The sequence below is a fragment of the Candidatus Wallbacteria bacterium genome (assembly GCA_028687545.1).
Classification (GTDB): domain Bacteria; phylum Muiribacteriota; class JAQTZZ01; order JAQTZZ01; family JAQTZZ01; genus JAQTZZ01.
Genome location: JAQTZZ010000003.1, coordinates 103,693 through 123,863, shown reverse-complemented (window position 1 = coordinate 123,863; position 20,171 = coordinate 103,693). Strand labels below are relative to the sequence as shown.

Annotated in this window: 16 protein-coding genes; 9 read left to right on the top strand and 7 right to left on the bottom strand. The window is 48.9% G+C overall.

The genetic code is table 11. From position 1 onward, the window contains the following. Window position 1 precedes the first annotated feature (1 nt). The 3 genes from PHW04_02325 to PHW04_02315 all read right to left on the bottom strand — a co-directional run bounded on the left by PHW04_02325 (window position 2) and on the right by PHW04_02315 (window position 2,201). Window positions 2–154, bottom strand: a complete 153-nt coding sequence (locus tag PHW04_02325; GenBank protein MDD2714710.1) for a hypothetical protein — start codon at window positions 152–154, stop codon at window positions 2–4. Window positions 155–216: 62 nt separating this feature from the next. Beyond that, complete coding sequence (locus PHW04_02320) at window positions 217–1,227, bottom strand: hypothetical protein (GenBank protein ID MDD2714709.1); 1,011 nt, start codon at window positions 1,225–1,227, stop codon at window positions 217–219. Beyond that, window positions 1,224–2,201 (bottom strand): ATP-grasp domain-containing protein, encoded by a 978-nt coding sequence (locus PHW04_02315; GenBank protein MDD2714708.1) that lies wholly within the window; start codon window positions 2,199–2,201, stop codon window positions 1,224–1,226. Before PHW04_02315 ends, PHW04_02320 begins: the two co-directional genes overlap by 4 nt. A 188-nt stretch (window positions 2,202–2,389) precedes the next feature. Here PHW04_02315 and PHW04_02310 point away from each other — a divergent pair, with 188 nt between their 5' ends. Beyond that, window positions 2,390–4,462, top strand: coding sequence for a P1 family peptidase (locus PHW04_02310; protein ID MDD2714707.1), 2,073 nt, complete (start codon window positions 2,390–2,392; stop codon window positions 4,460–4,462). Window positions 4,463–4,543: 81 nt separating this feature from the next. After that, entirely contained in the window at window positions 4,544–8,026 is a 3,483-nt protein-coding gene (locus PHW04_02305) for a fibronectin type III domain-containing protein (GenBank protein MDD2714706.1), read from the top strand. Here the strand turns inward: PHW04_02305 and PHW04_02300 are convergent. After that, window positions 8,023–9,585 (bottom strand): FAD-binding oxidoreductase, encoded by a 1,563-nt coding sequence (locus PHW04_02300; protein ID MDD2714705.1) that lies wholly within the window; start codon window positions 9,583–9,585, stop codon window positions 8,023–8,025. The genes PHW04_02305 and PHW04_02300 overlap by 4 nt on opposite strands. Beyond that, the gene (locus PHW04_02295; protein ID MDD2714704.1) at window positions 9,582–11,384 is read right to left on the bottom strand and encodes an FAD-binding protein; all 1,803 of its coding nucleotides are present in this window, start codon (window positions 11,382–11,384) and stop codon (window positions 9,582–9,584) included. The genes PHW04_02300 and PHW04_02295 overlap by 4 nt, the downstream gene beginning before the upstream one ends. Window positions 11,385–11,535: 151 nt before the next feature. Here PHW04_02295 and PHW04_02290 point away from each other — a divergent pair, with 151 nt between their 5' ends. The 3 genes from PHW04_02290 to epmA are packed head-to-tail and all read left to right on the top strand — an operon-like array spanning window position 11,536 to window position 13,992. Then, complete coding sequence (locus tag PHW04_02290; GenBank protein MDD2714703.1) at window positions 11,536–12,060, top strand: RNA polymerase sigma factor; 525 nt, start codon at window positions 11,536–11,538, stop codon at window positions 12,058–12,060. Then, window positions 12,051–13,037 (top strand): FecR family protein, encoded by a 987-nt coding sequence (locus PHW04_02285; GenBank protein MDD2714702.1) that lies wholly within the window; start codon window positions 12,051–12,053, stop codon window positions 13,035–13,037. The genes PHW04_02290 and PHW04_02285 overlap by 10 nt, the downstream gene beginning before the upstream one ends. A 7-nt stretch (window positions 13,038–13,044) precedes the next feature. Beyond that, a complete protein-coding gene (gene epmA / locus PHW04_02280; GenBank protein MDD2714701.1) occupies window positions 13,045–13,992 on the top strand; it encodes an EF-P lysine aminoacylase EpmA in 948 nt (315 codons plus the stop codon). Window positions 13,993–13,996: 4 nt separating this feature from the next. Here the strand turns inward: epmA and PHW04_02275 are convergent, their stop codons facing one another. Together PHW04_02275 and PHW04_02270 are read right to left on the bottom strand one after the other, a co-directional pair. Then, entirely contained in the window at window positions 13,997–14,263 is a 267-nt protein-coding gene (locus tag PHW04_02275; protein ID MDD2714700.1) for a hypothetical protein, read from the bottom strand. 61 nt (window positions 14,264–14,324) lie between these two features. Further along, window positions 14,325–15,446: a hypothetical protein gene (locus PHW04_02270; GenBank protein ID MDD2714699.1), complete on the bottom strand. Its 1,122-nt coding sequence runs from the start codon at window positions 15,444–15,446 to the stop codon at window positions 14,325–14,327. Between the two features lie 155 nt (window positions 15,447–15,601). Here PHW04_02270 and PHW04_02265 point away from each other — a divergent pair, with 155 nt between their 5' ends. Genes PHW04_02265 through PHW04_02250 form a run of 4 tightly spaced genes read left to right on the top strand, consistent with a single transcriptional unit; the run spans window position 15,602 to window position 20,166 of the window. Further along, complete coding sequence (locus tag PHW04_02265; protein MDD2714698.1) at window positions 15,602–16,648, top strand: 3-oxoacyl-ACP synthase III; 1,047 nt, start codon at window positions 15,602–15,604, stop codon at window positions 16,646–16,648. Further along, the gene (locus PHW04_02260) at window positions 16,642–17,529 is read left to right on the top strand and encodes an alpha/beta fold hydrolase (GenBank protein MDD2714697.1); all 888 of its coding nucleotides are present in this window, start codon (window positions 16,642–16,644) and stop codon (window positions 17,527–17,529) included. Before PHW04_02265 ends, PHW04_02260 begins: the two co-directional genes overlap by 7 nt. After that, entirely contained in the window at window positions 17,519–19,171 is a 1,653-nt protein-coding gene (locus PHW04_02255) for a fatty acid CoA ligase family protein (protein MDD2714696.1), read from the top strand. Before PHW04_02260 ends, PHW04_02255 begins: the two co-directional genes overlap by 11 nt. Beyond that, on the top strand, window positions 19,168–20,166 hold the full coding sequence (locus tag PHW04_02250; protein MDD2714695.1) for an NAD-dependent epimerase/dehydratase family protein: 999 nt from the start codon (window positions 19,168–19,170) through the stop codon (window positions 20,164–20,166). Before PHW04_02255 ends, PHW04_02250 begins: the two co-directional genes overlap by 4 nt. The last annotated feature ends 5 nt before the right edge of the window (window positions 20,167–20,171 follow it).

Here is a 20,171-nt window from a genome sequence, read left to right as displayed (position 1 = left end):
GCTATTCGTCGTCATTGTCTTCATCATCGTCTTCATCATCCTCAAGGCAGTAAGCGCAGGTCGTTTTGTTCCCGCCATCGCAGTCAAGGCAATACTCTGTTTCACATTCTTTGCAGAGGATCATCTTCTTTCCGCAGATTTCACACTTTTCCATTTTACTCCCTCCTGAAAGGATGGGATTTATTATAAAGCAAATCTATAAAAAGCAATATTTTTTTAAAAAATGGACCTGCTGACCGCCATCTTAACTATCTTTTTCACCATGTCCTGATAAGAATAACCGGCCTGTTCACAAGCGGTGAAAAATGTGCTGTCAGGAGAAATGCAGGGATTGACGTTGATATCGATCAGCCAGGGCCGGTTGCGCACATCCACCCTGAAATCCATTCTGGCATAGCCTTTAAGATGAAAAGCCGTCCAGCATGATCTGGCAAGCTTCTTGATCCTGGCAATCAGGGGGAGATCAGACTTGGGATGTTCGAACAAACGCTCAACATGCTGATATTCGAAGGAAGTTTCATCCCATTTTGCCTGATATGAGTAAATCTCAGGTTTGCCGTCCGGATATTTGTGGAAGCGCAGTTCCACCACTGGTAAGCAGTCTACAGTCTCGAAATCACCGATCAGGGAGATGCTGAATTCACGCCCGGGAATATACTGCTCAGCGAAATATTCGGTATGTTTACTATTTCTGAGTTCCAGCAGAGTGCCTCTGAGTATGTCTGCATCAGTGACATCGAGTATGGAATTGTCTGTGATCGAACTGGAAGCATGTTCAGATACGGATTTCAAGATATAGCTTCCTTTTCGGAAGTGCTGCAGCATCGGATCAGTCAGGCAGAAACAGGAAGGAGCCGGGATATTAGAGCAGAGGAGAATTTTCTTGATCAGCAGTTTGTTGCCGCAGAGGTACATGCTCTGGGAACTGGCTCCAGTGTAAGGAATTTCCAGGATTTCCAGGAACTCCGGTACAATGTAAGCCAGGCTGTCACGGTTTTCCAGAGATTCCACCAGATTAAACACGAAATCAGGTTTTTCCCTGGTGATTTCCCTGGAAAAATCCGGAAAATCAAGTGAAAATACCCGGCAGGCATTTCTGACTCCAAGACCTGTCAGGGCTTTGGAAACATGTTCCACCTGCACAAGTGTATCTTTGTCATCTAGAGCAGCGTCATTTCCTGGTTCGTTGTAAATGATAAGCGCGGAAAGTTTCTCCTGCTTCCTCACTTGACGACTCGCTCCATCGCCGAATCCAGGATGATTTTGATCAAAGTGTCGAAATCTATGCCATAATGGTTGCAGATGATCGGCATATCCGAATTTACAGGATGCAGACCGGCGATCGGGTTGATTTCCATGAACTGAAGATTTCCGTGCTCGTCCATCCGGAAATCGGATCTGGAAGAATCCCTGCAGTTCAGCCCGACATGCACCTGCACAGCGAGTTTCTTGGCCGCTTCAGCCACTTCATCCTCAGGAAATTCATATTCCACAACTTCCTTGTAATTTTCCTTATTAAGGTAGGAATATGCGTTCTGTTCGGCTACGGGTTTCAGGATGATCTCCATCACTCCGAGGGCCTGGGAATTGCTGCCTGTTCCAACCACCACCACAGTGAATTCACGACCAGGCAGGTAGCGTTCGATCAGTACAGGCTGCTTGAAGCGCTCCAGCAGTTCGCGGCAGGCAGTGGTCAGTTCTTTTTTATCAGCGATTTTGGATTTAGAGGTAACCCCTTTCCCTGTTCCTTCAGCCACAGGTTTCGCAAAAAGCGGGTAAGCCAGGTTTACCTGAGTTATGTCCAGGAGTTTTCTGACCACCACAAAATCGGGAGTAGGAACTCCCAGATCCTGCACCACCCACTTGGTGAGGGCTTTCTGCAGGGTCAGAGCCATGATCACAGTGTCGGAAAAAGTGTAGGGTATCTGGTAGGCATCGAGAATCGCCGGGACCTGGGCTTCCCTGCCCACTCCGTAAATGCCTTCTGCAATGTTGAAAACAAGATCCCATCTGTCACCGCGGGCCAGTCTGTTTACCAGTGATTTGAAATGTCCTATCCTGTCAGTTTTATGTCCAAGTTTCTTGAGAGAGGCGTCAATGGCCTCGACAGTCTCAACACTGTCGAATTCGGCTGCATCTTCGTCGCTCCAGCCTTCTGCAACATAATCATCCTTGAGATCATAGGTCATGCCTATCTTCACAATTCTTTTTCTCCACTGCTCTGTTTTGATAATGAGGCTAATTTATCGGGTGAAAAAAAGCAATAATTTTTTTGGTTTTTTGAGAAATACTACTGCCACTTTCAGAACTGGTTCCCGGCACTTGCAAAACTCGAATTAATAGAAGAATATTATACCAACGCAGCAATTTGCATCACCAAGGAGTTCTCATGAGAATCGCTGTTGCATATAATCTCCCTCGCGAAGATTCACCTCAATTCAGAAAAGACTATGAAGAAATATTCATTGATGAAATTTCCACTGTGATCAGGGAACTGGGTGACACACCTGTGCCAATCGAAGTTTCCGGGAAACCCGACTTCATTGCCGAGAAAATTCTCTCCACCGAGCCGGACATGATTTTCAACCTGGCCGACGGGAATCGCAATAAGACCCAGATGGCTTTTTATCCTTCCCTGTTTGAACAGCAGGGTATTCCTTACATCGGCAGCAATTCCAATACTTTTCACATCAGTTTTTCCAGCTTCCTTTTTCAGAGCATCTCCAGCAGCCACAAAGTCCTTGTCCCTGATACACTCTACGTCAAGGACCCGGGGCAGAAGATCAGGGGGGAAATCGATTTTCCGGTTTTGATCAAGCCTCATAAACTGGACCTCGCTCCAGACATCAAGAGAGACATTTTAGTGGATAACCCCAAAAAATACCGGGAAAAGATCAGACGCATGCTCAGCAGGCATCCCGAAGGTCTTGTGCTGGAGTCATTCATCAGAGGCAGGAAAATCCGGGTGCTGGTGATCGAAGGAATGGAAAAGGCAATTACAGCCATCAATTTCTCGGAGCTGTCCAGCGGGCGTAAGAAGAAACTGCCTGACCTCACGGAACTGGAACCCCGTCTGAATACTTTGGCCGTGGATATCTTCAAATCCCTGGCTGCAAGCGATTTCGGCGAAATAATCTTCATCAGAAATGATGAGGGAGAACTTTATTTCGTAAATTTCAATCCCATGCCTTCACTCTTTCCGGAAAGTGAATATTATAAATATTTTCTAAGCAAAGGGATGGACTTCCGCTTTGTGATCAGATCCATCATCCAGTCCGCAAAACAGCGCTACAAGATTTATTTCACATACAGCCCCAAACCGCCATTCAAGGCGCGCAAACTGCTTCCTCCCAGATCTACAGTCAGGGAACTGGGACTTGAAATCGGAATCTTTCCGACCGGTAAATTCAATGCCATCACTGATGTCAAGGGTGTGAAGGTAGGGCATTTGACCTATGTCGAGGACAATGTGGAAATTCCGGGTTCAGCTGAACTCACTTCTGTCCGGACTGGTGTGACTGCAATTCTTCCTACTGAAGGCAACATCTATGAACATCCGTTTGTGGCAGGCGGTTTCGTGCTCAATGGAATCGGTGAAATGATCGGTCTCAACCAGGTGATGGAATGGGGATGGATCGAATCCCCGATTGTGCTCACCAACACCATGTCTGTAGGTGAAGTTCATACAGGAATAGTATCGTATATGACTTCTAAATATTCCGGGCTTGGCACGATTTCAGATGTGATCATACCCGTAGTCGGAGAAACTGATGACTCATTCCTGCACGATGTGCGGGTCAAGCGCACTACTCCCAACGACGCAATCAGAGCTCTCAACCGGGCTAAAGGCGGCCCTGTGATTCAGGGCTCGATCGGAGCGGGAACCGGTATGACCACATTCGATTTCGCAGGCGGCATCGGCAGCAGTTCGCGGATGCTCCCCATCGAGGAAGGGGGCTACACTATCGGTGTACTGGTGCTTTCGAATTTCGGCAACATGCGCAACCTGACCATCGATGGAGCGGTAGTCGGAAGGGAATTGGACAAACTATACGAACAGGAGATCCGGCGAAACTACAGCTATGGGTCGATCATCGTGGTAATCGCCACCGACGCTCCACTGATCGCCGGACAGCTCAACCGGATCTGCAAGAGGGCTGCCTTAGGGCTGGGCCGGGTAGGTTCACACGCAGCCACTACCAGCGGTGAAATCATCATCGCCTTTTCCACGGGTAACCGTTTTTACCGGGAGGCCAGGGGTAAGAGCCATTATCAGACAATGAAATTCCTGAGCATTTCCCAGATCAATTCTTTTTACGAAGCAGTGATCGAAGCTACCGAAGAAGCTGTTTTGAACGCAATTTTCTGCTCAAACGGCATGGACGGACGTTCAGGCCGTTTCTGCCCTTCGATACCTCACGACAGGGTGCTTGACATCCTGAGGCGGGGCAGGAAGGTTTAACACAGGTCGTAAATAAATCATCTCTTCTGCCGAATCTATTTCAAAGAGCCTCCAAAGTCTGCGAGAGCGCCCTTTTTTGTTATGAAAAAAATTGATTTCAGTGTTTTTCTATCGATAATGGCCGTTTTGACGGTTTTTATTGCCGTTTTTTCCGGCTGCCAGGGGAAAGAGATCGGGGGCCTCGTCCTGACCGAGCTGCCTGGAGTACCGACTGTACTCAAAGCGGATGACCTTACCACCACCAGTTTTAAGCTTATCTGGTATAAAACACCGGGAGCGGATAAATACAGGGTTTACAAAGACGGGAAGTTATACAAAGCCTTCGTTTTTGACAATCTGCTTAATATCACGGGTCTGACCAAGGAAGTCAATTATGTGATGCAGGTGAGTTCAGAAAACCAGCGGGGAGAAAGCTCCCTTTCATCGCCTTTCATCGTGAGGACTCCAGGCGCCAATCCACCCGGAGCCCCGACCGGTCTAGCCGCTCTCAATATCACTACTGCCAGTTTCATGCTCAACTGGAATCCGGTGGACAAAGCTCTGTACTACAAGATCTATAAAAACAACTCTCTGCTGGCCGACAATGTCGCAGGAACCTCCAAGGAAGTCAACGGACTCACTGCTGATACAACCTATGTGATGGCTGTTTCAGCTGTGAACAGCAATGGTGAGAGCCAGAAAGCCGAGATCAATGTAAAGACTCTGCCTGAACAGCATTTTCCGCCCGAACCGCCTACCGGACTTGCTGCCACTGAAGTGACCTCGAGCGGGTTCAAACTGGCCTGGAACAAGTCCACTGGAGCTACGAAATACTCGGTTTACCTTGACAATGTCCTGACCATGTCGGATCTGGTCTTTGCCAATGCGTCCCTGACCGGGCTTACCGCCAATACTTCCTATAATGTACAGGTCACGGCGTCGAACACGTATGGAGAATCAGCCAAGTCCTCTCCCATCACAGTCCTGACCAGACTGGCACCTCCTGCTGGTCTCGCAGCCAGCATGCTGACCGACTCATCCTTTACTTTGAGCTGGAACGCTGTCGCCAGCGCGACCGGATACAATATCTACCGGGACGGAGTTCTGGTGGTCCAGAATCTGAACGCCCTTTCCAAGAGCATTTCAGGCCTGCAGCCGGACACTTCATACAGGATGGAGGTCTGCGGCCTGACCGCCAGCAGCGAGGGTGACAAAGCTGTCCTGACAGTCAGAACCCTGCTGCCTCCACCGACTGGACTCGCTTCCTCAAATATTACCGGAAATTCGTTTACTCTCGACTGGAATTCTGTGACCGGTGCTACAGGCTACAAAGTCTATGTTAACGGCGTCCTCTATTCCACTGTAGGAAATTCTAACGAAGTCGTAATTACCGGCCTGAATCCAAACACTCAATATCAAATCACCGTCACTGCTGTAAATGGGGTCGGAACAGAAGGCGTTCCTTCGCAGGTGCTGCTTGTCACCACGCTGAACAACAGTCCTCCGGTGGCCACCAGCGTATCGAATCAGGGCAACAGCGGAGAGATCACGATTTCCTACAATCTGGCAGACAATGAAAACAATGCCTGCAGCATTAAATTCTATTTTTCCAAGAATGGCGGCACGACCTATGTCCTGAGCAACAATTTGAACGGTGCAACCACCGGCATTGTACCAGGAACCGGGAAAACCATCGGCTGGAAATCCAACCTGGACATTGCCACTAATGAGATCAATGTCAAAGTCAAGATACTGCCCAACGATGGAGTTCAGGACGGCACTGCCGGAGAATCAGGAGTGTTCCAGGTGCTGAACGGCGGTCCGCTCAACAACCCGCCTGTATCCAGCAATGTCAATGTAGTCGGAAACTCAGGGAGCATCCAGGTTACATTTGACCTGGCAGATGCCGAGAATGACAAATGCAGCATTGTGTTCAAATACAGTAAGGATGGCGGTACTACTTATACTCAGAGCGGCAGCGTCTTCGGGCCGACAACGAACCTTACTCCAGGTCCGAATCACGCTTTTACCTGGAATTCCACAGCAGACGTCACCACCAATGAGCCGAATGTTAAAATCATGGTCCTGCCTAATGATGGAAAAGTGGACGGAGTTCCCGGTTATTCAGCCGTGTTTGCCGTCAACAACGGAAACACTCCTCCAGCAGTCAATACTGTTACTACAAGCGGGAATTCCGACAGCATCGAAGTTACATACAACCTGACGGATGCTGATAATGACCCCTGCAAGATCACTTTCTATTACTCCAAGAATGGCGGTACAAACTACATACAGAGCAACAACGTCTCAGGCACTACAACCGGGATCGCTCCAGGCACAGGTAAAAAAATCACCTGGGGATCATTCCAGGACATCAAGACCAATGAACCGAACGTAAGGGTGAGAATTCTACCTAATGATGGAAAGGCAGACGGCACTCCAGGAGAATCGATTGTGTTTGCAGTCAACAATTTCAAGCTGGTGGGTTTGACGCTCACTCCGAATTCGACAGAGGTTCAGATTAATTCCAAATATGCGCTGAGCAATATCACTGTCACTGCAGTTTATTCTGACGGTTCGACCAAAGTCGTGACCACAGGAACCTGGAAGCTTGTAAACGGTAACGGCGCCATCATTGCGGGAAACTACGAAGCCCCGTCATCTGCCGGGACTGCAGTATTGAGAAACACTTATGTTGAAAGCGGTGTCACAGTTACAGCGGATTTCAATGTCACAATCGTCACAGTCGCCAAAGAAAGGATTGTCTTTTGTTCCAGCCGCGACGGGGGCACCAGCAATCTCGAGATCTACATCATGAATGATGACGGCACCAATGTGACCAGGCTCACGAACAATACTCAGAACGACCTGATGCCTTGTGTCTCGCGGGCCGGAACCAGCATTATCTTTTCCAGAGATCTCGGCACATACAACTACGAGCTCTTTAAAATGAACATTGACGGCACAAACCAGCAGAACATGACCAACAATCCGGGTGCTGCCGACGGCATGGGAGCTTATTCGTTTGACGGGTCCAAGATCGCCTATGTCTCAGCAGTGATCACAATGCCTGTAAATCCGGAGATCTTTACCATGAACGCCGACGGCACAGGTTCCACCAAGCTCACAAACATCGCTGGCAATGATACTACTCCAAGATTTTCCCCGAGCGGAACCATGATAGTTTTCAGTTCAGACCGTGACGGCAGCAATGAGATCTTTACTATGACTTCAAGCGGCGGCAACCAGACTCAGCTCACTTACACGAATAAGGTCGACAATGTCACACCGATGTATTCTACTGACGAGAGTAAGATCCTCTACTGCACCAATGGCAATGGCTCCGGGAAATATCAGATCTATACGATGAACACAGACGGCACCAATGCCAATTGCCTGACCAACTCACCTTACAATGAGCAGTCTCCATGCTATTCCATTGACGGAAAAAAGGTCGTTTTCAGCTCAGACCGCAACGGCAACACAGATATTTACACCATGAATGCGTCTGACGGAACAAACCAGTTGAGGATTACAACTGATCCCGGGGAGGACACTACTCCTTGGTATGTAAAAGCGCCCTAAACCGGCTTGTCAAACAGCACCCCCGGATTCAGCCTGTATTCAGGGTCAAAGAATTCTTTCAGACTGCGCATTTCCTGCAATTCCGCCTTTGAATACTGCACTTCCAGCAGGTTTTTTTTAAGCCTGCCGATGCCGTGCTCAGCAGCCACGCTTCCGCCTAGTGAGACTGCCTTGGCAGCAAACTCCAGGTAAAGAGCCTTGGCTTTCTGCAGATCCGCCTTACAGTCAGGTAGAATGTTGACATGCAGGTGTCCGTTCCCGATGTGCCCGAATACTGCGGACTGGAGTCCCAGTTTTCCCAGTTCCTGATAATAGCAGCTCATGATTTCGGATAAGGCTTCATCAGGAACCGCCATGTCTGTAGCGACTTTTGTCAGGTCCGGATTTTTAAGCTTGCGGCGGGAGATCAGACTGTTGATTCTCTCTGGCAAAGCATGACGGAACTTTTTCATGGCGTCCTGGTACTGTCTGGAAAATCCAGCCCAGGTATGGCTGGGATCCATGCCGTGCACTTTAAGGATAGATTCCAGGCTGGATATTTGTTCTGGAATCCCGCTTTCGTGTTCCAGTCCGATCTCCAGATAAAACACCTTGGCTGTATCTGACGGGAAGTCCGGTACAAAGCTGGCTGCTGCTATTTCCTGCTTGAATTCCTTGAGGATCTTCAAAGAACCGGAGTCCATGAACTCCAGGGAAATAAGATTCATTTCTTTCAGGTCATGCACCAGAGGAGCCTCCAGACAGCGCTCAGGAGCAAAAATACATAAATACAGGCATTTTTTCCAGGCAGGGGCAAGCTTGAGCTCCAGCTCTGTGATTACTCCCAGCGTTCCTTCTCCCCCGATGAAAAGATCGATCAGATCCATCTCACGATTCAGAAGATATCCGGCGACATGTTTGGTGGCAGGAGGCTTGATCCCTTCAAGCCTGTGCTTTTTGAAACCAGCTGATTCCAGAATGAATTCTCCGTCAACACAAAAACACTCTCCTCGCTTGAGCTTGAGCACAGCACCGTCCTGCAATACAACAGTCAGACCGTTGATCCAGTCCCTGCACGGGCCATAGTAAAGAGTTCGAGCGCCGCTCGCGTTGGCTGCCGCCATTCCTCCCAAAGATGCCGTCGTCTCCGTGGGATCAACAGGAAAGAATAGATTTCCGTCTGCAAAACTGCAGCGCTTTTTCAGGAAATTATTAAGATCACTTAGTCTGGCTCCTGCACCTGCTGTTACCGTGAACTTCCTGTCGCTGGACAGATTTACAGCCAGCGGGGTATTTCTTTCCAGTGAAAGGATATTCAAAGCGTGATTCACAGCTCCGCCAACGATCCCGGTTCTGCCGCCCGAAATCGTGACCGATTCGCCTCTTGCGGATATCTCGGCAAGGGCTTGTGCTGTCTGTTCCGTATTTTCAGGGAAATAAATCCTGTCCGGAATCGTTCCGTCCAGACGGGATTCATCGAGGCAATATTTCAGATATGAAGTGCTGATTTTTTCCTGTCCTTCAATGATTGGACATTTCGCGGGGTCCGAATAGAAGAATGCAGACAGAACATTTCTCATAGTTTTTCCGCAGCAACCATTTTCAGCATAATTTCCATGATTGGAAAACAGTCTGCAACTACCGCATAGTCGGAAATGGAAAAGATCGGAGCTGCAGGATCCTTATTAATTGAAATCACAATGCCTGCAGACTGCATCCCCACCAGATGCTGCACAGCGCCGGAAATTCCGAAGGAAAGATAATGCTCAGGCTGAACTGTCTTTCCAGTCTGCCCGACCTGATGCCTGTATTCGATCCAGCCTGCGTCTACTGCAGCTCTGGAAGCACCAAGCGAAGCTCCGGTTATTTCAGCGAGTTTTTTTAAACCTGAAAAGGCTTCTCTGGACCCGATTCCGATCCCTCCGGAAATCATCAGACCTGAGTCTTTTTCTGGACATGAATAACTTTCATGTCTGATAATCCGGAATCCGCTCTCTTCCTCGATCAAAACTGCAGGAGTCAAAATTTCAGGTTTGCAGCCACCCGGAAAATGATTAACCTGCTTGAAAACACCGGCTCTCACAGTAGCCATTTGCGGTTTATGCCTCTCGCAGGTAATGGTGGCCAGAATATTCCCTCCCAGCGCAGGTCTGATTTGAAGAAGCAGGCCTTTTTCGTCGAGATCAAGTTCAGTGCAGTCTGCAGTCAGGCCTGTACGAAGCTTTACGGAAATCCGGGGCAGCAGTGCTCTGCCCTGAAAACTCGCGCCACCCAGGATGATTTCCGGCTGCAGGGACTTGCATAGCTGTGCAATGGCCGAACAATGTACTCTGGCATCAAAAATTGAAAGTTTCTGATCGTCAAGCAGGTAAACCGAGTCAGCCTGTATCTCATTCAACGGAAGGTTCAGCTGATGCCCGCAGAAAATCACTCCTACTCTGGCGCAGCGTTGAGCAGCCAGCACTGCGGCGATTGAGAGCAGTTCCCTGGTCAGAGCTGTGATTTCAGCATCCAATTCCCCGATTACCAGAATCAGTCTCGCGTCGTTTACTGCGCAACGCTGAACATTATAGTCGATCTTTGAAATGGTCTTCTTTATTTTCAGCAGATCCAGAATCTGCCTGCAGATTTCTTCGGTGTTTCCTGTCAGAAAAACAGTTTTCTTGGAATAGGCAACAGTCCTGATTGATCTGACTCTGGTCGGAGAACCACTCAATCCCACCTGGGATGTTTCGAATCCCAGTGTAGCAGCATCCAAAGTCCTGATCTCTGAAACCAGTGCTCTGCTCCAGTCCGCGAGACTTGCCTGTCTGGGCGTGTTGAGCTCTTTGACAGCAGTGATCAGAAGCGGCAGTCCGGACTGGATGGTGTCACTGCCATTCCCGCATAACGATTGAACTGTGATTTTATCTTTTCCCAGGGCTACCACTCTGTTGACTGAGTCAATCTGTGGAATTCCCAGATGCTCAGCAATGCCTGGCCCGACCTGAGCGGTATCGCCATCAATGGCCTGCTTGCCGCAGAAAATCAGGTCTGCTCCGCCCAGGTGCTCGATCGCCCTGGAAAGGATCAGGGAAGTGCACCAGGTATCTGATCCGGCAAATGCTCTGTCAGTGATCAGGTATGCATTGTCGGCACCTCTGGCGATCGCTTCAGCCAGGGCGTCTGCAGCCTGCGGCGGACCCATTGAAATTACAGTGACAGTTCCACCATGCTCTTCCCTGATTCTCACTGCTTCTTCCAATGCATGCATGTCAAAAGGGCTGATGATCGAGTCCACGCCTTCGCGCTTCAGACTTCCAGTCACAGGATCAATGGAAATCTCGGCAGTGTCAGGGACCTGTTTCAGGCAGACAAAAAGGCGGAGTGGAGTAAACATGGAAGAATAATAACAAAACAAGCCGGAAAAATCATTTCCCTGCCAATAAAGCAATTCTCCCTCCTGAAGAGAAAATCAGATATGAAACATTCCTCGCTTCAGCAGGTATGATATAATAAAATTTATGGAGGAAAACCTTAAAAATTGGATTATGGGAGTCATCCAGGGAGACAAGTCGCAATTCCGGTTCCTTGTATTGGAATTCGAAAAAAAGATTTTTTACTACTTCCTGAGGATGACCAAAGATTACGAGGAAGCGAAGGATCTGACGCAGAACACCTTCCTGAGGGCGTTCAATTACATCAGAAGCTACAACTTCGATTACTCGTTCCAGAGCTGGCTCTATTCGATTGCCCATAACCAACTGAAGGACTGGTGGCTCAAGAAGAAGAAGGATTCTTTCAGCATCGAGGAAATGGAGGAGAAATACTTCTTCAAGTTCAGTTCAGATGAGGAAGTGATCCAGACTCTGAGCGACAAGAACCTGAATGAGAAAGTCAGAGAAGCAGTGAGTGCCCTGCCTGACCTCTACCGTGAAATCATGCTGCTGCTCCTGGTGGAAAACCAGAGCTACGACGAAATCGCATCTGTCACGGAGTTGCCGCTGAACACGGTCAAGATCAGAATCCACAGGGCCAGGAAACTCTTACGGAAGGCGCTGGAAAAATGGCTGTAAAGAAGAACTGTCAGAAATTCATGCAACTGCTGGAAGACGCCGAGCTGATGAGCTTGACCGCGGAAGAGTTCTCCTTTGTGGAAAAGCATCGCAAGTCTTGTGAAGCCTGTGCCCGTCTCGTAAGCCTGAATCAGAGCTTCGACTCAGCCCTCGCTTCCTTCAGGGATGAGGAAATTGCCTTCAGAAACAGGCTGATGCCAGAAATTTCACAATCAGTGATGAATGAGATACTTCCGCCAAAAACCAGACCGATCTGGTCATATGCCATGGCAGCTGTAATCGTCTTTTTCGCCCTGCTCGACCTCTGGCTATACAGGGCGGAACAGCCCTTGAACAAAGCCGTTCTCAGCGACAACTCTCTAGCTGCAGCGATTGAAGTGAAAAACGGAAGTTTCAGCCTTCACAAAGGCAGCAACTGGATCCAGGGTTCTGCTGGAACATTCAGCCTGCCTCTGGAAATCCGGACTCCTTCTTTCTCATCGCTTGACATCAATTTCCCCGGTGTCGCCGAAATGCGGCTCAAGCCTAATACAGTGCTCAGGATCGAGCAGAACTGCCTGTTCCTCACGCAGGGTAGGAGCCTGTTCTCCTTCAACCATCTCCAGGCTCCGTTTTTCATAAAAAGCAGTCTGGGCCAGGTAAAAATCGTAGGCACCCGGCTTCTTGTCTCAGCCGGATCAGATAAGTTGCGGGTTTCGCTGATCGAAGGGAAAATTGAGATCAGCAACAGATTCACAAACGCCACACTCAACGCAGGGGAAGAAACTCTGATTGAGGCTGGAACCGAGAAAATCCAGGCCTATAAAATCTCAGATCAGCTCATGTCGGAAATCCGGAACTGGGATAAAGCTGAAAGTACAGCCATTTCTCCTGCAGGCACTTCCCAGCCTTCAGAAAGCGAAGACAACATACTCGTACCCGACATTTTCAAGGAATTCGAAAGGCTGAAGGGTCTTGACATCCAGCAGTTCAGATAATTTCCGGTTGATCAAAGGCAGATTCCGGCTTCTCAAGACGATCCGGGAATTTTTTGATCGAAAAGGCTATCTGGAAGTGGAAACACCGGAACTTTCTCCTTATGCCACACTGGACGCCAATATTGCCTCATTCGAATCCTGCCTCAATGGTTTCCCCCTCTATCTTCAGACCTCCCCGGAATATTACATGAAAGAGCTGCTTTCCATGGGGTTCGACAGTATCTTCCAGCTCTGTAAAGCCTTCCGTTACGGTGAAATCGGTAAAATCCACAACCCGGAGTTTACCATCCTGGAATGGTACATCACCGGACATGATTATAACTACATGATGAGGGAGACAGAGGAACTGGTGCGGGAAGTTTTAGGAGAAAAAATCCGCAAAGACTGGGAACCACCCTTTGAACGCCGTTCGATCAGGGAACTGTTCGCAGCAATCCTGAAAATCGACCTGGACCGCTGCCTGACAAAGGAAACACTGCAGGAAGCCTGTTTGAAATCCAAGCTTACGCTTACATCAGACGGCGAATGGGAGGATCTGTTCTTCAAGCTTTTATTGACTTACATCGAGCCAACCTTCAAGGGCAAAGCGGTTTTTCTCTGCGATTATCCGGAAAAACTCGGTTCAATGGCCAGGCCTTCGGTGAAAAATTCCCTTTATGCGGAAAGATTCGAACTTTATCTGGATGGGATAGAGATCTGCAACGGTTTTTCGGAGCTGACAGACGCCGGACATCAGAAGAAGAGATTCGTGTCTGATCAGACTGAACGCAGATTGCGGGGCCAGCCTGTTTATGAAATCAACGACCGCTTTCTGGAAGTGCTCTCCAATGGTCTGCCGGCCTGCACAGGCAATGCTCTCGGCGTGGACAGGCTGTATCAGGTTCTGACCGGTGAACCGACGATTCACTCTTTCCTGCCGTTCAGTTTCAGGAATCACAGGCAGTTTCAAAAATAGCTCTCTATAATATTGAATCCGTAGCTTCCTTGCTCTCCTCATCGTCAGGATAGATGGCATCCAGCAGCAGGTCTACCTGGCAACTGAGAAATTCCTTCATCTGCTTGCGGCTCATCTTTTTGTAATCCTTGAAAATCACCTGACTGACGTGGGTCACAAACTTCTTGTATTGATCGAGGAACGAGAAGGTTTGGCAGCTATGATTGCGGCATTTCAGAGCCAGCAGGATGCCGGCCGCCAGTCCGGCCAGAAGAAAGAAATGCTTTTTCATTTTCTCCTCCGGGAATTAAATGGGATTTCGAGTTACATTATACCGGGTCTCAAAAAAAATGTCATTCAGGCAGGAAATTATTATTCAGGTCCATTTGCAGAGTGCTGATCTGAGCTGCAAGCAGGGTTTCCTTCTTTTTCAGGTCAAGATAGTTCATGATTTTCTCGGGATAAGCAAACGGATGATCCGGCAGTTCATCGATAATCTTTCGTCTGATCAGCTCTTTTTTCTCAGTCAGCGTCTTGAGAACCTCTGCAGTCATCTCAATGGCACTGACCAAATCATCATATGTCTGGAATCCTTTCCCAATCAGAAATGCTTCCATTTCCCGAAGCTTGGCATCGATCTCGCTTCCTGCCTGTGAAATCTGCACTTGAATTTTTTTGGCCTTTTCCGCTTTTTCCTCGAATTCAGGTGTTTTAAATAACTCGATCAGATTGCGGTCCACAATCTCAGTTTCGATTTCTGCATAATGTTTAGTCAGGGAATCAATACACCAGGTTTCGATGTTAAGTTTAACTTTACTCAGAAAACCAAGGAATCCGCCTGGATTCTGACTTTTTTTCACCTCAATCTGCTTCATCTTATAGTAGGAGATCAGAACCTGAAATAAAATTCCAGGAATTTTTCCGCCTATCCTCGCTCTTACATTGTCAGGGATATTCAATGACTTTCTCTGAAGAGTTTCAATCACATCGTCCAGTTCCGGGATCGAAATAAAATCAGCCTGCTTGAAAAAAGCTTCCAGCTCAGCACTGTTTTTCTTCAATTCTTCGTGCAGCAGGGTGTGGATCACTGTCATCCGCCGCTCATCGTATCTGCAGCCGACGATGTTCATGAAAATGCTGTCCCCGAATCCGCGGAACTGGTCCTGAATTTCCCCCTGGAATTTCAGCAGCCTTTTTTTCAGCACCTGACAGGATGCTTCCAATTGATCCCAGTGGTTCTCATTCTCTTCGAGCCGGGATTTCTTTGCTGATTCCTTTTCAAATTCAGAAAAAACACCCTTGAATTCGGAAACCTTCCTGAAAATCTCTTCTGGAACTGAATTCAGGTCAAGCTCGATCAACTGATTGAACACCTCGTTTTCAATGGACTGGCAGTCCGAGACAATCTTTGCCAGGTCCCGGCGCAGGTTTGCGATTAATTCTCTCCGTTTTTGTTCAGGGGTAAGGTTATCCATAGAGCCTCTTGCAAAATGCTGCACTCATTATATAATGAAATTCATTCCTTTTGATAACTCTGACACTTGACTTCTCCACATATGTACCAGTTACCATCGCTTGATTTTCACAAAGTTATGCAATACAATCTTTTTCCTAACCTTGAGGTCTGAAAATGCTTTTTAAAAATGTCTGCATCGAGTCGATCGCTCACTACCTGCCTGAAGAAGTGGTGACATCGGAAAAGATCGAATCCTGGCTGGCGCCTGTCTATGAGCGCCTCAAGCTGCCCTTCGGCCGCCTGGAAATGATGACCGGAATCCGCGAGCGTAAATTCTGGAAACCCGGCACTGTTCCAAGCGAAGTTTCAGCCCAGGCCGGAAAACTCGCCCTGGAAAAATCCGGAATTTCTAAAGACTCGATAAACTGCCTTGTGCATTCCTCTGTCTGCAGGGATTTTATGGAACCAGCCACAGCTTCCGTGGTTCACGAGAAACTGGAATTGTCTGACAATTCGATGGTCTTCGACTTGTCCAACGCCTGCCTGGGCTTTCTCGACGCCATGGTGGTAGTCGGTAACATGATCGAAAGCGGGATCATCAAATCCGCTCTGGTTGTCGCAGGGGAAAACGGCAGACCGCTGGTGGAATCCACCATCGACATGCTGCTGCATGATGAGAACCTCACCCGCGAAACGATCAAGGCCTCATTTCCATCCCTGACCATCGGTTGCGGTGCGGCAGCCGCGGTACTCGTGCATTCATCGATCTCCAAAGCCAAGCATCAGCTGCTTGGTGGAAGCTTCATGGCTTCTTCAAAATTCAGCCATCTCTGCCAGGGCGGATCCACGGCACCTGTAGCCAAGAATATCACCATGCTGATGAAGACGGAAGCTGAAACTCTGCTGCAGGCCGGCTGCCAGCTGGCGCGCCGCACCTGGGAAGAAACCAAGAACACCTTGAAATTTACGGAAAGCAATGTCAAACGATTTTTCTGCCATCAGGTGGGCAAGGCTCACCGCAAGTTGATGTTTGAGACTCTGGGAATAGACCTGGAGAAAGATTTTTCGACTTTTGAATTTTTAGGAAATATGGGCGCAGTTTCACTGCCAGTCACTTTGTCCATGGGTGTGGAGAACAACCTTGTCCGCAGCGGCGATCTGATAGCCCTGCTCGGCATCGGCAGCGGAATCAACTGCATGATGCTCGGGATAAAATGGTAGACCGGCTCTCCCCGACGGAATATCCGTTTTCCACATTCAAACACCAGATTAACAGCTATCGACTGAACTATCTCGATGAAGGTACAGGATTTCCCACCCTGATGCTGCACGGAAATCCTACCTGGTCGTATTATTTCCGGAGCCTTGTGCGGGAGCTTTCCGGCAGCTTCCGCTGCGTGGTTCCAGACCATATCGGATTCGGCCTGTCGGATAAACCACAGAATTATCCATACCTTCTCAGCAATCACATCGACAACTGCGAAAGCCTCCTCAATTCAATGAACATCGACAAATTCGACCTGATCGTGCACGACTGGGGAGGAGCCATCGGTATGGGGGTAGCGGTCAGAAACCCTGACCGGGTAAGGAAGATGGTGATCATGAATTCAGCCTCCTTTCGCTCCCGTCGGATGCCATGGCAGATCGCAATCTGCAGGTTTCCTCTGCTGGGCACTTTTGCAGTACGGAAACTGAATCTGTTTCTCCGGGCTGCGAGATACATGGGGACAGCCAAGCATACAGGGCTCCCAGCCGGTGTCTGGAATGGTTATCTCTTCCCATATGGAAATTATGCTTCCAGGGTAGGCATCGACAGTTTCGTAAAGGACATTCCGATGAATAAGTCTCACCCAAGTTACAACACGATACTGGGTATCGAAGGTAAACTAAGCAGTCTGGCATCCAAACCTGTCCTTCTCCTCTGGGGAATGCGTGACTTCTGCTTCACACCTAAGTTTCTCTCCCGCTGGCTGGATTTTTTTCCGGACGCCTTGACCATTAAAATGGAAAACGCCGGGCATTTCGTGCTAGAGGACGAACCACTCAAATCCGCCCTGGCGATTAAAAATTTTCTGACAGAAAGGGAATCGGATGGATTCTGAACGATTCAACATCGCGCAATATCTGCCTGAAACAGCGGCTAAATTTCCGCTGCAGAAAGCAGTGATCTGCCCTGGCGCTAGAATCAACGGCCGCAGGAGTTATCTTTCAGTGAATTTCCAGCAGTTGAACGCAGAATGTGATAGATTCGCGCACGGGCTTTTCAATTCCGGGCTGACGAGAGGTATGAAAACTCTTCTGATGGTCAAACCTTCGATTGAATTCATCGCCCTCACTTTTGCGGTTTTCAAGATCGGCGCAATCCCTGTGCTGATCGATCCAGGGATGGGTATAAAAAGGCTACTGGAATGCATCCGAAACGTGGAACCTGACGCTTTAATCGGTATCCCACAGGCACATGCCGCCAGAATACTCTTCCCAGCCTGTTTCAAAAAAACACGGCTCAATGTAGTGGTGAACAGCAACCTCTCATTTCTGGGACTGCCGCTTGAGAAAATCTCTCCCGAATGCAGTGAATCATTTCCGATTTCAGATACCACAAAGGCTTCTCCGGCTGCGATTCTTTTCACAACCGGCAGTACAGGGCCAGCCAAGGGAGTGCTTTATGAACACGGCATGTTTGACGCCCAGGTGCAGATGCTCCATGATCTCTATGATTTCCAGCCCGGCGAGGTAGACCTGGCCGGACTTCCTGTCTTCGCGCTTTTCGACGCGGCCCTGGCCATGACCTGCGTTGTACCTGACATGGATCCAAGTCATCCTGCTCTGGTCAACCCTGCAAACATCGTGGAAGCGATCAGGGACAACGGAGTCACCACCAGTTTCGGATCTCCTGCAATCTGGAACAGAGTCAGTGAATACTGCCTTGATCATAACATCGTCCTGCCGACACTCAGACGCGTTCTGATGGCTGGAGCTCCTGTGCCAGGCAGTCTGGTTGAAAAATTCAAGAAAGTAATACCGCTTGGAGATATCCATACGCCTTATGGTGCTACAGAATCCCTCCCCGCCTCTTCGATCAGTGGAAGTAAACTCATATCTGATACGCTCGAGAAGAGCAGGCAGGGTTTCGGCACTTGCGTGGGCATGCCTGCCCCAAACGTGGAAATCAGGGTAATCAGGATTTCAGAATCCCCGATCCAGGAATGGATTTCCTCCCTGATTCTTCCCCCTTCCGAAGTCGGGGAGATCGTGATCAAGGGACCCCAGGTGACAAAGGAGTATTATGGGAACCCTGCGGAAACCGAACTCTCAAAAATCAGGCAGGGTGGTGAATTCTGGCACAGGATTGGAGATGTGGGCTACCTGGATCAGCAGGGCAGACTCTGGTTCTGCGGTCGCAAGTCGCACCGGGTCGAACTGAAAGACCGGATTCTGTTCACTGTCCCTTGTGAGGCAATTTACAATCAGCATCCGAATGTTAGCAGGACCGCACTGGTCGGAATCGAAATCGACGGGGAAACATGCCCGGTGATAGTGGTAGAACCAAAAACTGGATTTTTTCCTGAAGACAGGCAGGCTGTCAAACAGTTCAGGCGTGAATTGTTCGAACTTGGGAAGAAATATGAACATACCAGAAATATTAAAATCTTCCTGTTTCACAAATCCTTTCCTGTCGACATCCGCCACAATGCTAAAATCTTCCGGGAAAAGCTCTCGGTCTGGGCCAGGAAAAAGCTTTGAAAACAATCGTCACAGGTGGAGGCGGTTTCCTGGGGCGCTTTGTCTGCCGCAAACTGCGGGATGAGGGGCACTCTGTGACCATCCTTGGACGTGGGCATTATGAATTCGCCGAACGAGAAAAATTCCCTGTGATCACCGCTGATATCAGTGATGGTGAAAACCTCCAGAAAGCATTCCAAGGCTTTGATGAGGTGCACCACATAGCTGCCAGGACCGGGATCTCGGTCTTCAGGGAGCCTTATTTTAAGACCAATGTACTGGGAACTGAAAATGTGGTCAAAGCCTGTCTGAGAAACGGAGTCGGAAAACTTGTTTTCACTTCCTCCCCGAGCGTAATCTTCGGTGGTAGTGATCAGCAGATGCTGATTGAATCGGCTCCTTATCCTGAGAAATATTTATCTTGCTACTCCGAAACCAAAGCTCTGGCAGAACGGATTGTACTCGCTGCCAACCAGCCGGGAAAACTCTTGACAGTCGCACTGCGGCCCCACCTGATCTGGGGGCCAGAGGACACAAACCTGATCCCGCGCCTTTTGGAAAGGGCAGCTAAAAAAAAGCTTTTCACCGTTGGTAACGGAAAAAACATGGCTGACGTGACTCATGTGGAAAACGTAGCTTATGCCCATCTGCTTGCTTCCAGGAAGTTAACCGAAGGATCGGCAATCTGCGGGAAGGCTTATTTCATTACAAACGGAGAACCAGTGAATCTCTGGGACTTTATCAACCGCATCATCACCGGGATGGGACATCCGGCAGTGGCCCGGAAAATGCCTCTCTCTGCCGCATATTGCATCGGTTTTGCGATGGAGTCGGTTTACAGAGCGCTTGGAATCCGGTCGGAACCGCTGATGACCCGCTTTCTGGCCCTGCAGCTTGCTACATCTCACTGTTATTCCATTGAAGCCGCTCAACGCGATCTTGGATACAAACCGGTCGTCAGTGTGGATGCAGGTCTGGCCTCGCTGATTGAACATCTCAGGAAAAAAACTTTATAAGTCCT

Excerpts from the sequence above, each read along its gene's own strand:
- PHW04_02325 (MDD2714710.1), bottom strand. The coding sequence starts at position 154 with ATGGAAAAGTGTGAAATCTGCGGAAAGAAGATGATCCTCTGCAAAGAA.
- PHW04_02310 (MDD2714707.1), top strand. The coding sequence starts at position 2,390 with ATGAGAATCGCTGTTGCATATAATCTCCCTCGCGAAGATTCACCTCAA.
- PHW04_02305 (MDD2714706.1), top strand. The coding sequence starts at position 4,544 with ATGAAAAAAATTGATTTCAGTGTTTTTCTATCGATAATGGCCGTTTTG.
- PHW04_02300 (MDD2714705.1), bottom strand. The coding sequence starts at position 9,585 with ATGAGAAATGTTCTGTCTGCATTCTTCTATTCGGACCCCGCGAAATGT.
- PHW04_02295 (MDD2714704.1), bottom strand. The coding sequence starts at position 11,384 with ATGTTTACTCCACTCCGCCTTTTTGTCTGCCTGAAACAGGTCCCTGAC.
- PHW04_02290 (MDD2714703.1), top strand. The coding sequence starts at position 11,536 with ATGGGAGTCATCCAGGGAGACAAGTCGCAATTCCGGTTCCTTGTATTG.
- PHW04_02285 (MDD2714702.1), top strand. The coding sequence starts at position 12,051 with ATGGCTGTAAAGAAGAACTGTCAGAAATTCATGCAACTGCTGGAAGAC.
- PHW04_02275 (MDD2714700.1), bottom strand. The coding sequence starts at position 14,263 with ATGAAAAAGCATTTCTTTCTTCTGGCCGGACTGGCGGCCGGCATCCTG.
- PHW04_02270 (MDD2714699.1), bottom strand. The coding sequence starts at position 15,446 with ATGGATAACCTTACCCCTGAACAAAAACGGAGAGAATTAATCGCAAAC.
- PHW04_02265 (MDD2714698.1), top strand. The coding sequence starts at position 15,602 with ATGCTTTTTAAAAATGTCTGCATCGAGTCGATCGCTCACTACCTGCCT.
- PHW04_02260 (MDD2714697.1), top strand. The coding sequence starts at position 16,642 with ATGGTAGACCGGCTCTCCCCGACGGAATATCCGTTTTCCACATTCAAA.
- PHW04_02255 (MDD2714696.1), top strand. The coding sequence starts at position 17,519 with ATGGATTCTGAACGATTCAACATCGCGCAATATCTGCCTGAAACAGCG.